The sequence below is a fragment of the Pseudoalteromonas sp. 3J6 genome, from assembly GCF_903995135.1.
Classification (GTDB): Bacteria; Pseudomonadota; Gammaproteobacteria; order Enterobacterales; family Alteromonadaceae; genus Pseudoalteromonas.
In genome coordinates this window covers 2225550-2241480 of record NZ_LR877185.1, presented here as the reverse complement: position 1 = coordinate 2241480, position 15931 = coordinate 2225550, and the positions used below count along the sequence as shown (strand labels likewise).

Below are 15931 nucleotides of genomic sequence, written 5' to 3'. Positions count from 1 at the left end.
GCTAATATCAATACGATATTAGCTTTTTTTTTGCAAAAAATTTATACCACGTACCCACTAAAACCAAGTGCTTTAAAGTACAGTTTTGGAATGCCAAAGCCACATTCATTAAGTAACTCACTAAAACGCATCCGATCAAGCGGGTAAAACTCACGCTCTAAGTTATGTGCCATTTGCGTTTTTCCTGCTTCACTAAGGCCAAGCTCTTTGCATGTATTAAGTTGTGCCTCTCGTTCAAACGGGGTTTCTGGGCGCATTAAATCAGCAATAAATACTGGTGCAGATTTTTTAAGATTATTTTTAATCCCCTTTAATAACTGCTTCTTATCGCCGTTATCTTCAACAAAATGCATCACCAATAAACATAATACCGCGTCGGCTTTAACTTTTAATTTATCTACTGGTTGGCACTCAATGCTGATACGTGCGTCAATACCTTGCTCTATAAAGCGTTGCTTAGCAATGGCTAACATGTCGGCCGAGGTATCTTGAGCGGTAAACTGCCATGTAGAATTAATATTCGCCAGCGCTGCGATTTCTTTACCTGTGCCTGCGCCTACCACTAAAATATGGGCGTTATCAGTTAACGTAGCGCTTAGCTGTGCGTTGGTTAGTTGATGTAATAGCTCGTAACCTGGGACTAAACGGGTAATACGGTTATCATACTCTTGTGCTTCTTCGCCTGTAAAAGTGGGCATACTATTTCCTTAAATTACGTTTATGGTGGAGTATCCACCCGGTTTTTTAGCGACATGAATTTGCGTTGCAACGCGTTCGCTCATTTCACTTACATGTGAAATCACACCGACCTTTCTACCTTGCGCTTGCAGTGAATCTAGCGCGTCCATTGCAATACTAAGTGTTTCACTATCTAGTGTACCAAAGCCTTCGTCAACAAATAACGAGTTAATTTGCACTTTGTTTGAAGATAAAGAGGCCAGCCCTAATGCAAGTGCCAACGATACTAAAAACGATTCTCCCCCAGAGAGTGTGTTTACAGAACGTTGTTCATCGGCCATATCGCGGTCAATAATCGCTATATCAAGTGAATCAGCTATTGCTGTGAGTTCGTAACGCTTATTCAGCGTTTTTAAATGGCTATTAGCATAATGTAGCAATATTTTTAGTGTTTGTGTTTGCGCTAAATTACGCATTGTTTTGCCGGTTGCATCACCGAGCACTTTATTAAGTAAATGCCATTGTTCTACTTGTTGTTTAAGTTTGCTTAGCTCAGCCTGCTTGCCCTCAAGAGCTTTTGCATTTTGGTTGTGCTGCTCGATGGCAGTATTAATCGTAAGTAAGTTATTGTGTAATTGTGTTTGCTGCACAGTTAATTGAGTTTGTTGATCAATTAACTGTGCTTCGCTGTGTGCTGGCTTATTATTTTGCTGATGCTGCTCATTGGCATTTTGCTGTTGTTTTAGCGCGGCACGAGCATCAACTAATGCTTGAGATAACTGCTCGCTATGCTTTAGCTGCTCTTTAATATCGTAATTACTTATAGCCAGTAGCACCTCGATTTGCTGATGGCTAATATCAGCATAAAGCGCGCTAAATTCTTCAAACCAAGCACTATAGCGTGTTTCAAGTGTGGTTAGCTCTTGGCTGTTATCGGCGAAGCGCTGCTCAAGGTTTTTAAGCGTAATAGCGTGCTCATCGCGCTGTTTTACGGCGCTATCGTGTGCCTGTTGACTCTGATTTAATTCACTCTGACACTGCTCTACTTGCCTATTCAGCTGAGCCTGGTAGTCATCAGCGCTAATCGTTTGGTTATCGAATAACGCTAAGCGCTGTTGCTGAGTATTGTTGTGCTGTTGCTGTGCTTTAGTTAAATCGTCGTTGAGCGTGCTAATTTGCTGCTCAGCTTTGGTCATAAGCGGGGTTAGCTGCTGCAGCTGTAAATTGGCGCTGTCTAATTGCTTTTGAGTTTGCTCCAGTTGTAGTTGCTGATGTTGATACTGCTCTACTTGCTCACCTAGCTCGCTTAGCGTTAACGCGCCGGTTTGCAATGCTTGCCAAAATTGACTGTTTTCAAAATGAGAATTCAGCTCACTTACAAGTGCTTCGCGTTGGCTGAGCAATTCTTGGTGCTTATTATTAAGCATGGTGAGCTGATTGTTCAGTTCAACATGCTGGGTATTTAATTGTTGCTGAGCAGTCTGTTCTTTTTTAACCGTGTTTTGCAGTTGGTTAACCGTTTCTTGCAACTGATCTTTTTGTTTTTGTGCTGCAAAGTATTGCGCTTTTTGCCCGTTTAATTGTTTATGGGTGTCATCAAGTTGCTCAACGCTCAAGTCATTAAGATCTGTTTTAGCCGCCTGCATGGTATTTTTAATGTCTAACATTTTGGCTTGGGCATCAGCAATCGCTTGGCTCTGCTGCTTATGCTCTGCGACTAAAACCGCATGCTGTGTTTGATGTTGATGTAGCTGAGTTTGTGCATCTAAGTGCTGCTGTTTAGCGCCAGTGTAGGTATTTTCAAAGTCGGTTATTAAGTTATTAAAAGGTTGGCTTTGATTGTTTGCAAACGGATGCTCAGTGGCTCCACAAACCGCACATGCCTCATTAGGCAGTAGTTGTGCGCGTAAGTGTTCAACATGTTCACTCGCGCGCAGCCGTGCTTGATTAAGCGATTGCTCGGCGTGTTTAAGTGCTTGCTCTTTACTGCTTAATTGCGCAAGCAATGTGGTATTAGTTTGCTCACTCTGAGCTAGCTTTTCTGCCACATCGCTTTGTTGCTGTGCAGTGTGCTTTAGCTCTTGATTAAATTGCTTATAACGCGCTCGCTGCTCTTTTAAATAATCAATGCTTTTAAGCTGATTATCGCACTGCTCAATATTAAATTGCTCTTGCTGCTGGGTGAGTTTATTTAGGTTTTGTTTTTCAGTGCTTAGCACTTGCTCTGCATGTTCAAGCTGTTTATTTTGCTCATTAAGCTTGGTAGCGAGTGTGCTTAGCTGCAAAGTAGTTGCTTGCTTTTGTTGCTCGAGTGTTTTTAATTGCGTTGTAGTATTAAAAAACTGCTTAAAGCTGTGATTAAAATAGTTCCAATCAGTGGCCAATGGCTTTAGTTGATTGTTTTCCTGTAACCATTGCTGATGCTGAGCACTTTGTGTTGTTGCCTGTTCTACGCTGAGTTTATTTTGTTGTAGCTGCTGTTGTAACTCGTTTAATTGTTGCTGCTCTTTGGCTCTTTGTTGTGTCAGGCTTGTTATACTTTGCGTAAAAATAGCTAATTGACTGTCGAGCTCACGTGCTTTTGTTATGACTGGTTCAGCTGTTTGTTGTTGTTGTTTTGCTGTTGCTAAGTCGCTTTGTTGTTTTTTAACCTTACTTGCTTGTTCATTAATAAGCGCGGCATGATCCAGCGCGTTTAATTCCTTTATTTGTGAATTTAACTGGCTGTTTTGCACCGTTAAGCTTTTAAAGCGTTGGCGATTATCTTTAATTTCAAGCGCACTTTGTGCTTGTTTTGCTTGCTCAGTTTGTGCTTTAACCGCATTTAGTGCATCACTTGCTTGTTGCTCGTTTTGTTGAGCCGCTATTAATGCTTGCTCTAAACTGTGTGCTTGTTTATACCAATTAACACCGTGCTCTGTGCTGGCCAACGTTGTTTTTATGTGTTCAGTTTGTTTTTTAAGTTCATCAAGAGTGTGCTTCTTCTCACTTAGCTCTTCATCAGACAATAACGCATAACTGGCTAAGCTGGCTGTTAGTAATTCAAATTTATCTTTAACTGCTTTATTACGCTCAAATATACGTTGGCCAATTCGACTAAATTTATCGGTGCCGGTAAGGCACTCTAAAAGTTGCGCGCGCTCATCGCCGGTGGCTTTTAAAAAGGCGGCAAACTCATGCTGTGCTAGTAACACTGCACGGGAGAACTGCTCAAAAGTGAGGCCTATTTTATTTTCAATGGCTTTTATGGTGGTACTTTTGTCGGCAATTAAGCTTTCATCCGGTAAGCTATGCAAAGTATGCTCTGCCACTTTTAGTTTGCCGGTTACTTTTCTATGCGTGCGTTGAATACTGTAGCGTGCTCTATAAAGTTGCTGATCTTGGCCGCTAAAGTCCACTTCAGCATAGCCTTCCCATTTCCCACGGCGCAATAAATTACGGGCATCGTTAAGCTTTATGTTGTCGCCATTAAAATCAATTAGGTTGCCTTTATCGCCTTTCAAACGAGCAGTTTTCGTATAAAGTGCTAAACAAATGGCATCAAGTACGGTGCTTTTACCTGCGCCAGTGTCACCTGTAATAGCAAATAAACCTGCGTCTTTGAGTGGTGAAGCTAAAAAGTCGATTTCGGCATCAGCAATGGAGGCTAAGTTATGAATACGTACGGCGGTTATTTTCATAGTAGCTGCTCCTGTTCAAGTTCATCAATAACGTTGGTTAATAGTGCTTTTAATTCACTGGGTACGGTTTCTCCGGCCATATCTTTGTCGTTATTAAAGGCCTGTTCGAGCAAATTAATTGGGTTGAGCATTTCCACAAAGCTTAAATCCTCAAATACCGTTTCTGAAGAATTACTCACTTGCTGATCGCGTACCCGTTCTATACCGCAAAAGTTAACTTGTTTGCCCTTTAGTGCTTGCTCAATTTGCTCACGAAAAGTGGTGTCAATATCACTGGATTTTAGCTTTACTCGTAAGTACGGGGCTATTTCATATTGTTGTGTATCGAGCGCTTTTATTTGCTCACACAGCTGAGCTAAAGGGACGCACTCTCCTTCTGGTAGAACAATAACTTCCGCGAGTCGAGGAATGTAAAGGGGGTTTACAGTAGTGCTTAGCGGTTGGTCTTTTTGTACGTTAAACTCAACCACGTTGACTTGATGGGTATATTTCCTTTCTGAAAACGACATTGGAATAGGTGTACCGCTGTAGCGAATGTGCTCATTTTTAGCCACTAACTGCGCTTTGTGTAAATGCCCTAGCGCTACGTAATTGGCATGCTTACCAAATACTGACGCTGAAATGGCTTCTTCACCGCCAATAACTAAGTTACGCTCAGAGTCACCAGAAATATTTCCACCTTTGGCATGCAAGTGACCCATAACAATTAAAGGTGTACTTTCATTGGTAAGCGTTAATGCATGTTCAAGTGCCAGTTGGTAAGCTTTAGCAACGCCTTGTACGTAACTAGGGCCATTCTCGCTCTGGCTAAGCGTACTTATATCGCTGGTTCGTAAAAACGGCATAGCGATTACTACAGCGTGTTTGTCGTTATTATTAATTGTTATTACCACGTCATTTGGATTGGCGGGATCAAACCGGCCTACAACATGGGTATCAAACTGGGCTAATAAGGGCTGAGCAGCCAAAATACGATTAGCAGAGTCATGATTGCCAGCAATTATAACCACGTGTAATTGCGGACACTGTACTTTGGCATTTTTTATAAATTGATAGAGTTGGTTTTCGGCGCTAGCACTGGGGGTGGCAGTATGATAAATATCGCCCGCAACAAGCAATAAATCGATTTGTTGGCTAACGAGAGTGGTTAATAACCAAGAGAAAAAAGCATGATGTTCATGACGGCGATCATGTTCATAAAATTGCTGACCTAAGTGCCAGTCTGAAGTGTGAAGAACTTTCATTTTGCGCTCTTAAAAAACCATAAGAGCGCCAATATACCCAAGGCAATTAAAGATGCAAGTATCGCTTTAGGTTAAAGTATACCAAGCAATAAAAATAACCGGCAAAGCAGCAAGGGCTATTGTTAAAGGCCACTTTAATGCTTTTGCTTTTTTGGCCTGTAATACTGCTAGTGCATTTGTTTCATTACAAGCAGCCACTTTATCAATATACAGGTAGCCTGAGTTAATATACTGCTTACAATTTTGCACGTCTGCTGGTATTGCAATTAGTTTTTGCTGCTTTTTTAGGACATAAAAATCCATAAACTCACCACACTTAATACGACTAGTTAGAACAAAAAATATTTGAGAGAAACACTAAAAAAGTACCCTCAAATTAAAAAAGTGGGCGATTCTAATTACAAACCATAGTAAAGATCAACCTAAAACTGCGTTTTTTAGTATTTTTAATGAAAATAGCTGTGTTTTTTCATTTTATCTCTACTTTTAGTGATACTCAGCCTATTTTGTAAACCCCTTTACAGCTTAGTTTTTTATGTAAATTGCTAAACAATTTAGTTAAATGTTGTTGTGTAAAACCGTGTTTTTTATATTTACATAAAGGTGTGGAATATCACCCTATAAAAGTAGGGTTTTATCGCTATTTTATTGAAGCTTAGCTGTAAATTTGTCACAGTAGCGTCACTAAAATCGATCAGGATTAACAATGAAGAAAAATTTATTTACATTGAGTGCATTTGTATTGCCTTTGGCAATGGCGAGCTCTGTGATGGCCTCATCTGTTGAACAGACTAAAGGCAGTTATGTTGATAAGTTTCGTCAACTAGACGAAGCTTTGCCTACCCCTAATGTTTACCGCAGTGCCGCAGGTGCACCAGCAGAAAATTACTGGCAACAACGGGTTGATTACGATATTGATGTAAAGCTTGATGAGCAAAAGCGTCGTTTAACGGGGAGTCAAACAATTGAATATAAAAATAACTCACCGCATACGCTTAAATATTTATGGCTTCAACTTGACCAAAACATTTTTAAAAATGACTCGATAGCAGAAACCACGCAAACTTTTAAAAGTACCCTACAAAACGAGCCTGATGCTAAGCCTGCTAAATTAAGTTTAGGTGATTTACGTCGTCAGCAGTTTATGAACGACAATGAGCTAGGTTACACCATTAGCAATGTTAAAGATGAAGATGGTAAAGCGCTGCGTGTAACGGTTGTTGATACTCTAATGCGTATAGATTTAAACACGCCACTAAAGCCCGGTAAAGATGTTGAGTTTAGTATGGACTTCGCGTTTAACCTCGTTGAAGAAGATGCGGTAGGTGCACGTGCAGGTTATGAGCACTTTGAAGAAGACGGTAACGATATTTTCTTAGTGGCACAGTGGTTCCCTCGTTTAGCTGCGTATACTGATTACGAAGCATGGACCAACAAGCCATTTTTAGGCAGTGGTGAATTCACCTTAGAATTTGGCGACTACGACGTTGAAATTACGGTTCCTGCAGATCATATTGTATCGGCAACCGGTAAGCTTGATAACCCAAGCTCTGTTTTAACTAGTACTCAGCGCAAGCGTTTAAAAAAAGCTGAAACAGCAAAACGTCCTGTATTTGTAGTTACTGAAGAAGAAGCGCTCGAAAACGAAAAAGCCGGTACAGACAAAACAAAAACGTGGCACTTTAAAGCTGAAAATGTTCGTGATTTTGCATGGGCGTCGTCACGTAAATTTATGTGGGATGCTAAAGGTTACCAACAAGGGGGGAATGAGCAACCATTGGTTATGGCGATGTCGTTTTTCCCTAAAGAAGGTGGCGATTTATGGAAGAAATATTCAACGGAATCTGTGGTGCATACCATGGAAGTGTATTCAAAATATTCATTTGATTACCCATACCCAACTGCACAGTCAGTTAATGGCCCAGTAGGGGGTATGGAATACCCAATGATCACCTTTAATGGTCCACGTACAGATTTACAAGACGATGGCACACGTACTTATTCTCAAGCAGAAAAGCGCTTTTTAATCGGGGTTGTTATCCACGAAGTGGGGCATATTTATTTCCCTATGATTGTAAACTCAGATGAGCGTCAGTGGACCTGGATGGATGAAGGTTTAAATAGCTTTTTAGATGGTGTTGCTGGACGTGAATGGGATCCGACCATTCCTTGGGGTGTTGAGCCACGTGATATTGTGGCGTACATGAAGTCTGAAACTCAAGTGCCTATTATGACGCAATCAGACAGTGTGCTTCGTTTAGGGCCTAATGCTTATACTAAACCAGCTGCTGCATTAAATATTTTACGTGAAGTTATTCTTGGTCGTGAATTATTTGATTTTGCGTTTAAAGAGTATGCTCAGCGCTGGAAATATAAGCGTCCTACTCCGGCTGATTTTTTCCGTACTATGGAAGAAGCGTCAGGTGTTGATTTAGATTGGTTCTGGCGTGGTTGGTTTTACACTACAGACCATGTTGATATCTCGCTTGATAAAGTATATCAATTACGGTTAGACACCAAAAACCCTGATATCGACTTTAAGCGTTTACGTGATATTGAAGCGAATAAGCCAAGTTCATTATTTGTTGAGCGTAATCGCGCTGAAGGTAAAAAAACCTGGGTTGAGAAAAACCCAGATGTAACCGATTTTTATGACGAAAACGATCGCTTTACGGTTACCAATAAAGAACGTAATTCGTACAACAAATTTTTAAAAGGTTTAAAACCGTGGGAGCGTAAAACACTCGATCGCGCACTAGAAGAAGACAAAAACTACTATGTTATGGAGTTTTCAAATTTAGGCGGCCTTGTGATGCCGATTCTTTTAGAGCTAACTTATGAAGATGGCACTAAAGAAGAGCGTTACATTCCCGCAGAAATTTGGCGTCGTAACCACAAAAATGTACAAAAGCTGATTATTACCGACAAAAACAAACCGCTGACATCAGTAACGGTCGATCCAGGCTGGGAAACGGCGGATGTGAATGTAGAAAATAATCACTACCCTCGTCGTATTATTCCTTCACGTATTGAAGTGTACAAACGTGAAAAGAGTAAGGCAAAAGTAAGCCGCGATATCATGCAAGATATTAAAACTGAGCTGAAAAAAGACGAGCCAAAAGACGAAAAAAATAACGATGAGGATCAATAATAATGCGCTTTTTGCTTATTATTGTTTGCTTTTTAATTGCTGCGCCGAGTATGGCGCATCAATTAAAATCATCTGTTACAACGATGTTATTTAATCAGCGCACGCACAATATTGAATTGATGCATCGTTTTTACTTACATGACACAGAGCATGCTGTTGGCAGTTTATTTAAAGGCAAGGTGGATATTATTGATAACAAGCGTGACCAAAAACGCTTTGCTAAATATGTTGAGTCTCATGTTGCTTTGCAAACCTTAGAGGGTGAACCACTTACGCTTAATTATGTAGGTGCACAAGTGGATGGTAAGTTCTTTTGGGTATACCAAGAAGCCACGATCCCCGATGAGATTGAAGGCATTAGAATGAGTAATGGCGCACTGCGCGATTTATGGCCTGCGCAAGTCAATATGGTAAATGTTGAGGGGCGAGGAAAAGTAAAAACATTAAACTTTAGTCAAGACGATACATGGCTTGAAGCACGATTTGAAACTAACTAACCCACTGCGCATCTTTTCTTAGGTGCGCATTTTTATACTGTTAGGTTAGCTGATCGCGTTAACTTACCTCATCGTAAAACCAACATAACAGAATCATACAAACCGAACTAATGTGTATCAAATGAGCTATACTGAGAGCGTAATGGATTAAGTTTTTTGTAATTGTCAATTGATATACATTTTTAATGTAAAGCAAATCCGCAAACTAGTTAGCACAAGGAATGAAATGAAAACGCAAATTGAGGCAATCAAAGGTGTTATTTTTGATTTAGACGGAACCTTAGTATCATCAGAATTAAACTTTTCATTAATTAAGGCACAAGTAGGTTGCCCAGCAGATCAAGACCTACTCGAGTATATAGAACAATTACCCTCGCCCTACATGCGTGAAGAAGCAATGAATATAGTGCATCAGCATGAGCTACTTGACGCACAAAACGCGAGTTTTTTACCTGGTGTTGTTGAAGCTGTCAATGCTCTGCAAGCAAAGAATATCCCCATGGCTATTGTAACGCGTAATTTTGATAAAGCGGCTTCATTGAAACTTCAGCATAATCCGTTGCCAATCGAAACGGTACTCACCCGAACCGACGCTCCTGCTAAACCCGATCCAAGTGCCTTACTAACGATTGCAAGCCAATGGGCAATGCCAGTTGATAATGTTATTTACGTTGGTGATTATTTATATGACATACAAGCGGCCCATAATGCAAAAATGCGAGCCTGTTTATATGCCCCCGATTTAACCCCCGCGTATGCTGAGCAAGCCGACTTTGTTATTCATGGGTTTGATGAATTAGTGTCGTTAGTTGAAAGTTACGCTGAAAAGATTGGGGTCTGTTGACCTTTCAAGGTTGAATTTGCAGCAGTCTGTTTGGTATTTAGGCAAGGCAGAGCCTATGTGGGGCGATTTACTCTTTGTTGCCTACATGGATGTAGGTAAGGGGCGTGAGCAGGACGCGGAAGCTTTGCTCGGTTTTGACTTAGTCCACTAGGTTACAAACCTTGCGCCGCGATTAAATAGCCCCTAGTTTGAACAAACAGCAATCCGCAAAGGTTAACAGGCTCTAATTATGTTAAATTGCGCTTTATTTTATTTCGCTAATAGCATAACGGGTATTATTTAAATTAATACTCAACTGCTTTTGCACAGCATAGCATGTTGAACCACTAGCCCAATACGCTTTGAATTGGTAAAATATCAAAAACAGAACGTATCCAATAGAGGCACAAGATGGGCAGAGCATTTGAAGTCCGCAAAAGTTCGATGGCTAAAACAGCCAACGCGAAAACTAAAGTAAATTCGAAGTACGGTAAAGAAATTTACGTTGCAGCCAAAAGTGGTGAACCCGACCCCGATGTAAATCAAACATTGCGCCGCTTAATTGAAAAAGCCAAAAAAGACCAAGTTCCCGCGCACGTAATCGAAAAAGCAATAGAAAAAGCAGCCGGTGGGGCAGGGGAAGATTACTCAACTGCACGGTACGAAGGCTACGGCCCAGGTAATTGTATGGTGATTGTTGATTGTTTAACTGACAACCCTAATCGTACAATTAAAGATGTGCGCTTACCGTTTACTAAAACAGATTCGAAAATAGGCACACCTGGTTGTGTTGCTCATATGTTTGATCACCTAGCTGTTTTAGGGTTTGCAGGCGACGACGATGAAGTCGTGTTAGAAGCGCTGATGATGGCTGACGTTGATGTGACTGATGTAGAAGCCGAAGATGGCAAGGTGTCGGTGTTTGCACCGCATACTGAGTACTTTAAAGCTAAAACGGCATTAGAAGAAGCATTTGAAGGCATTAACTTTGAAGTTGATGAAATTACCTTTGTACCGCAAGTACATGTTGAAATTACTGATGAAGAAGTGATTGCCAACTTTGATAAATTTATCAATATGCTTGAAGATTGCGATGACGTACAAAATGTTTATCACAACGCGACTATTAAAAATTAATTCGTAATGATTTAAAAACTAGTGAATAGTGATTATTCACACCCGTTATAAAAAATCAGCTTAGTAAAGCTGATTTTTTTGTTTTTAGGTTAAGTTTTAAGTTAGTGCTGTGCTTTATATTTTAAGCGGTAGCTATGCAGTAGTGGCTCAGTGTAACCGCTAGGTTGGCTAACACCTTCAAATACTAGTGCCGAAGCCGCTTGGTAGGCAATGCTGTTAGCTAATGTTTGCTCATTAGTAGCCATGGGGGTGTAAAGGCTGTCATGTTCATTTTGGCCATCAACAACCTTAGCCATTTTTGCCATCACTTTTTGTACTTGCTCTTTACTGCACACGCCATGATGCAGCCAGTTGGCGATATGCTGGCTTGAAATACGTAAGGTCGCTCTATCTTCCATTAAGCCAATATGGTTAATGTCAGGCACTTTAGAACAGCCTATTCCTTGGTCAATCCAACGTACAACGTAACCTAAAATACCTTGCGCGTTATTTTCAAGCTCACTTTGAATATCTTCTTTTGACAGCGTTTCTGGGTTTGCCATTAGCGGGGGTGTTAATAAGCTTTCTAGGCTTGCTATTTGGCGCGTGGCAATGCTTTGCTGCAGGCTAAATACATCCACATCATGGTAATGCATTGCGTGTAATGTGGCGGCGGTAGGGGAGGGCACCCAAGCGGTATTCGCACCTGATTGAGGATGCGCTATTTTTTGCTCCATCATCATCGCCATTTTATCGGGCATTGCCCACATACCTTTACCAATTTGTGCTTTGTGGCTTAAGCCACAGGCTAGGCCAATATCAACATTACGATCTTCATAAGCGCTGATCCAAGGCTGTGCTTTAATAGCGGCTTTAGGCAGTACCACACCCGCTTGCATAGAGGTATGAATTTCATCACCGGTGCGGTCTAAAAAGCCGGTGTTAATAAATACAACACGCTCTTTAGCAGCATGAATACAGGCTTTTAAGTTAGCAGATGTACGACGCTCTTCGTCCATAATACCCATTTTTAGGGTGTTTTTAGGCAAGCTCAGCGCCTCTTCAACCATACCAAATAAAGTGTTAGCAAATGCCACTTCATCAGGGCCGTGCATTTTTGGCTTTACAATATTAATACTTTGCGCGGTTGAGTTTTGAATGGCATTTTTAGTGTTTAAATCGTGCAGTGCGGCTGTTGCGGTGAACATGGCATCCATAATTCCTTCAAACACATCATTACCACTTACATCGGTAATAGCAGGGTTTGTCATTAAATGCCCAACGTTACGCACAAACATCATACTGCGCCCTTTTAGGGTCAGTTTTTGGCCATCAAGACCTGTATATTGGCGATCGGCTTGTAACGTACGGTCGACCATTTTGTCGCCTTTTCTAAACGTTTCAACCAAGTTGCTCTGCATTAGGCCCAACCAGTTTTTGTAAACTTGCACTTTATCTTCGGCATCAACTGCGGCAACTGAGTCTTCACAGTCCATAATGGTGGTCAGCGCCGCTTCAAGTACCACATCTTTTAGCCCTGCTTTATCAGCTTGGCCAATAGGGTGGTGATGATCTATTTGCAGCTCAACATGTAATCCATTGTTTTTAAGTAAAATAACACTTGGATTTTGTGCCTCACCTTGATAGCCAACGAGTTGTTCAGGGTTTTTAAGTGTAGTGTGTGAGCTGTCGCGTAATGTAATAGCAAGTGCGCCATCCACAATTGAATAGTTAGTGCTTTCGATGTGCGAGCCATTTTCAAGCGGTAGCGCTTTATCTAAAAACTGTCTGGCGTAAGCCATTACTTTAAAGCCGCGCACTGGGTTGTATTGAGTCCCTTTCTCTGCACCATCTTCTTCACTGAGTACGTCTGTGCCGTATAGTGCATCGTAAAGTGAACCCCAACGTGCATTAGCAGCATTTAAAGCAAAACGGGCATTACTAACCGGTACCACTAACTGTGGCCCTGCAGTCAATGCTATTTCTGGCTCTACATTCTGAGTTTCAATATTAAAGTTTTCAGGTTCATCAACTAAATAACCAATGTCTTTTAAAAACACTTGGTACTGGGCTTGATCACCGTTTTTATTTGCAACATGGTAGTCATCAATCTGCTTTTGTAATTGTTCACGTTTAGCAAGTAGCGACTTGTTCAGCGGAGTAAGTGTTTGCACTATATGAGCAAAGCTTTTCCAAAACTGGTGTTCGTCTAGATGGGTACCAGGTAATAGTTGTTTTTTAACAAATTCAGCTAGTTGCTTATCAACGCTGAGTCCAGAGTGGGTGAGAGTGTGGCTCATAATTAAAATCCTTAAACGGTCCGACAGAGTGCATTTTTTATATGCGTACACTTACCATATCGCAAAAAAGTCGCTTTGAGTGCTTTTTGACCATTCACTATATGTATAGCCGTAATAACAACTATAAATTTACTAAATCTAAAAAATAAGCCTAATGTTTAATTAAGCGCTACAGAGCTAACGCGATGTAGTCACTCTCTCAACAATAAATATTAATACCCGTTCGAAGGACTTTATTATGACAACATATCAAGGCGAAACAGATACACTAGCAACACTATGCCAATCACAAGGCAGTGCATGGAAAACTATTAATCCTGAATACGCAACTCGCATGCGTTTACAAAATCGTTTTCGCTCTGGTGTTGATATTGCACAATTTACTGCTGACATTATGCGTGAAGACATGGCTGCATACGACAAAGACACAAGCCAGTACACACAGTCTTTAGGTTGTTGGCATGGTTTTACTGCGCAACAAATGATGATGGCTATTAAGCGTCACCAAAAAACAACTAAACGCAGTTACGTATACCTAAGCGGTTGGATGGTTGCAGCGCTTCGCTCTGAGTTTGGCCCACTTCCAGATCAAAGCATGCACGAAAAAACATCAGTACCAGCACTTATCGAAGAAATCTACACCTTCTTAAAGCAAGCTGATGCACGTGAACTTGACCATTTATTTAACGAGCTAGACGATGCAAAAGCAAACGGCGGCGACGTTCAAGCCGTGCTTAATAAAATTGATAACTTTGAAACGCACGTTGTACCAATCATTGCTGATATTGATGCAGGTTTTGGTAACGAAGAAGCGACTTATCTACTTGCTAAAAAGATGATTGAAGCGGGTGCTTGTGCTATCCAAATCGAAAACCAAGTATCAGATGCTAAGCAATGTGGTCACCAAGCAGGTAAAGTTACCGTTCCTCATGAAGACTTTTTAGCTAAAATTAACGCAGTACGTTACGCGTTTCTAGAGCTAGGTATTGATAACGGTATTATCGTTGCGCGTACCGATTCTCTAGGTGCAAGCCTAACGCAAAAAGTACCGGTTTCACAAAAACCAGGTGACTTAGCAAGCCAATACAATGCATTTTTAGAAACAACACCGGTAAACAGCGTTGAAGATTTAAATGAAGGCGAAACGGCAATGAAGCTTAATGGCCAACTTTGTAAGCCTACACGCCTAGATAACGGTTTATATCAGTTCCGCGAAGGCACTGAAAAAGACCGCGTAGTACTAGATTGTGTAACTAGCTTACAGTCAGGCGCTGATTTACTGTGGATTGAAACAGAAAAACCACACGTAAAACAAATTGCAGAGCTGGTAAATCGCGTTAAAGAACAAGTTCCAGATGCTAAATTAGTATACAACAACTCACCGTCGTTCAACTGGACGCTTAAGTTCCGTGAGCAAGTATACCAAGAGTGGCAAGAAGCAGGTCGTGACCTTAGCGCTTACCCAAGTATTGATGACAACAAAGCGCTTATGGCTCCAGAAATGGATGCAACAGAGCTTGCAGCAGCCGCTGACTTATTAGTACAAAACTTCCAACGCGATGGCGCACGTGAAGCAGGTATTTTCCATCATCTAATCACATTGCCAACGTACCATACAGCGGCACTAAGCACAGATATTCTATCTGAAGGTTACTTCGGTGACTTAGGTATGCTGGCTTATGTACGTGACGTACAACGTCAAGAAATCCGTCGTGAGCAAGCGTCAGTTAAGCATCAAGACCTTGCAGGCTCTAACATTGGCGATACGCACAAAGAGTACTTCTCTGGTGAGAATGCACTTAAAGCCGGTGGTGAAGCTAACACTATGAACCAATTCTAATTCCACTAGATAGTGTTACTTAAGGGCCGCAAGGCCCTTTTTTTATGCCTGCATAAAAGCAAAATTTAATAGATCAGTATTTTACTAGCTATTTGGCTAGTGAGAGTTTTCACTGCAGTGCAGCTTAAAAGTATAAATAATTTTAAAGGATGTTTATGCTCGGCTGTGAGGGCTTTATGTTGATTACGCTTTGACACGGGTAAGCACAATAAATTACCCGCTTTTTACCGTATATAGATCAGAGTTTAACTAGGGTCTGTTGACCTTTCAAGGTTGAATTTGCAGCAGTCTGTTTGGTAGTTAGGCAAGGCAAAGCCTATGTGGTGTGGTTCTTCCCCATAAATAGGCGATAACGCAGCATCAATGCCAAACAGGCGTTGCCCAAAGGGTTCTGCCTAGGGGCGATTTACTCTTTGTTGCCTACATGGATGTAGGTAAGGGGCGTGAGCAGGACGCGGAAGCTTTGCTCGGTTTTTACTTAGCCCACTAGGTTACAAACCTCGCGCCGCGATTAAACCGCCCCTAGTTTGAACAAACTTTAATCCGCAAAGGTCAACAGACCCTAAGCTACTAAAAGCAGATCACGATTTAACTAGCTACTT

At 41.2% G+C, this 15931-nt stretch carries 11 protein-coding genes; 6 read left to right on the top strand and 5 right to left on the bottom strand.

Annotated features, from left to right (window positions below; genetic code table 11):
* Nucleotides 1–41: 41 nt before the first annotated feature.
* The 4 genes from P3J6_RS10070 to P3J6_RS10055 form a co-directional block, all read right to left on the bottom strand.
* Nucleotides 42–698, bottom strand: coding sequence for a class I SAM-dependent methyltransferase (locus P3J6_RS10070; protein ID WP_198522923.1), 657 nt, complete (start codon nt 696–698; stop codon nt 42–44).
* 9 nt (nt 699–707) lie between these two features.
* Nucleotides 708–4358, bottom strand: a complete 3651-nt coding sequence (locus tag P3J6_RS10065) for an SbcC/MukB-like Walker B domain-containing protein (RefSeq protein ID WP_198522922.1) — start codon at nt 4356–4358, stop codon at nt 708–710.
* A complete protein-coding gene (locus tag P3J6_RS10060; protein ID WP_198522921.1) occupies nt 4355–5602 on the bottom strand; it encodes an exonuclease SbcCD subunit D C-terminal domain-containing protein in 1248 nt (415 codons plus the stop codon). The genes P3J6_RS10065 and P3J6_RS10060 overlap by 4 nt, the downstream gene beginning before the upstream one ends.
* Before the next feature lie 66 nt (nt 5603–5668).
* On the bottom strand, nt 5669–5905 hold the full coding sequence (locus P3J6_RS10055; RefSeq protein ID WP_010388711.1) for a hypothetical protein: 237 nt from the start codon (nt 5903–5905) through the stop codon (nt 5669–5671).
* A gap of 403 nt (nt 5906–6308) precedes the next feature.
* Here P3J6_RS10055 and P3J6_RS10050 point away from each other — a divergent pair, with 403 nt between their 5' ends.
* The 5 genes from P3J6_RS10050 (at nt 6309) to P3J6_RS10035 (ending at nt 11210) form a co-directional block, all read left to right on the top strand.
* On the top strand, nt 6309–8753 hold the full coding sequence (locus tag P3J6_RS10050) for a M1 family metallopeptidase (RefSeq protein WP_178957034.1): 2445 nt from the start codon (nt 6309–6311) through the stop codon (nt 8751–8753).
* A gap of 2 nt (nt 8754–8755) precedes the next feature.
* Nucleotides 8756–9250, top strand: a complete 495-nt coding sequence (locus P3J6_RS10045) for a DUF6702 family protein (protein ID WP_138606453.1) — start codon at nt 8756–8758, stop codon at nt 9248–9250.
* 226 nt (nt 9251–9476) lie between these two features.
* A complete protein-coding gene (locus P3J6_RS10040; RefSeq protein ID WP_138606455.1) occupies nt 9477–10094 on the top strand; it encodes an HAD family hydrolase in 618 nt (205 codons plus the stop codon).
* A gap of 16 nt (nt 10095–10110) precedes the next feature.
* Nucleotides 10111–10245 (top strand): hypothetical protein, encoded by a 135-nt coding sequence (locus tag P3J6_RS18910; RefSeq protein WP_269812671.1) that lies wholly within the window; start codon nt 10111–10113, stop codon nt 10243–10245.
* Nucleotides 10246–10484: 239 nt separating this feature from the next.
* A complete protein-coding gene (locus P3J6_RS10035) occupies nt 10485–11210 on the top strand; it encodes a YebC/PmpR family DNA-binding transcriptional regulator (protein ID WP_010388706.1) in 726 nt (241 codons plus the stop codon).
* Nucleotides 11211–11311: 101 nt separating this feature from the next.
* On the opposite strand, the gene P3J6_RS10030 is transcribed toward P3J6_RS10035, so the two are convergent.
* Nucleotides 11312–13489 (bottom strand): malate synthase G, encoded by a 2178-nt coding sequence (locus P3J6_RS10030; RefSeq protein ID WP_198522920.1) that lies wholly within the window; start codon nt 13487–13489, stop codon nt 11312–11314.
* A gap of 238 nt (nt 13490–13727) precedes the next feature.
* Between P3J6_RS10030 and P3J6_RS10025 the strand changes: the two genes are divergently transcribed.
* A complete protein-coding gene (locus P3J6_RS10025) occupies nt 13728–15329 on the top strand; it encodes an isocitrate lyase (protein ID WP_008110760.1) in 1602 nt (533 codons plus the stop codon).
* The last annotated feature ends 602 nt before the right edge of the window (nt 15330–15931 follow it).

Excerpts from the sequence above, each read along its gene's own strand:
- P3J6_RS10070 (WP_198522923.1), bottom strand. The coding sequence starts at position 698 with ATGCCCACTTTTACAGGCGAAGAAGCACAAGAGTATGATAACCGTATT.
- P3J6_RS10065 (WP_198522922.1), bottom strand. The coding sequence starts at position 4,358 with ATGAAAATAACCGCCGTACGTATTCATAACTTAGCCTCCATTGCTGAT.
- P3J6_RS10060 (WP_198522921.1), bottom strand. The coding sequence starts at position 5,602 with ATGAAAGTTCTTCACACTTCAGACTGGCACTTAGGTCAGCAATTTTAT.
- P3J6_RS10055 (WP_010388711.1), bottom strand. The coding sequence starts at position 5,905 with ATGGATTTTTATGTCCTAAAAAAGCAGCAAAAACTAATTGCAATACCA.
- P3J6_RS10050 (WP_178957034.1), top strand. The coding sequence starts at position 6,309 with ATGAAGAAAAATTTATTTACATTGAGTGCATTTGTATTGCCTTTGGCA.
- P3J6_RS10045 (WP_138606453.1), top strand. The coding sequence starts at position 8,756 with ATGCGCTTTTTGCTTATTATTGTTTGCTTTTTAATTGCTGCGCCGAGT.
- P3J6_RS10040 (WP_138606455.1), top strand. The coding sequence starts at position 9,477 with ATGAAAACGCAAATTGAGGCAATCAAAGGTGTTATTTTTGATTTAGAC.
- P3J6_RS10035 (WP_010388706.1), top strand. The coding sequence starts at position 10,485 with ATGGGCAGAGCATTTGAAGTCCGCAAAAGTTCGATGGCTAAAACAGCC.
- P3J6_RS10030 (WP_198522920.1), bottom strand. The coding sequence starts at position 13,489 with ATGAGCCACACTCTCACCCACTCTGGACTCAGCGTTGATAAGCAACTA.
- P3J6_RS10025 (WP_008110760.1), top strand. The coding sequence starts at position 13,728 with ATGACAACATATCAAGGCGAAACAGATACACTAGCAACACTATGCCAA.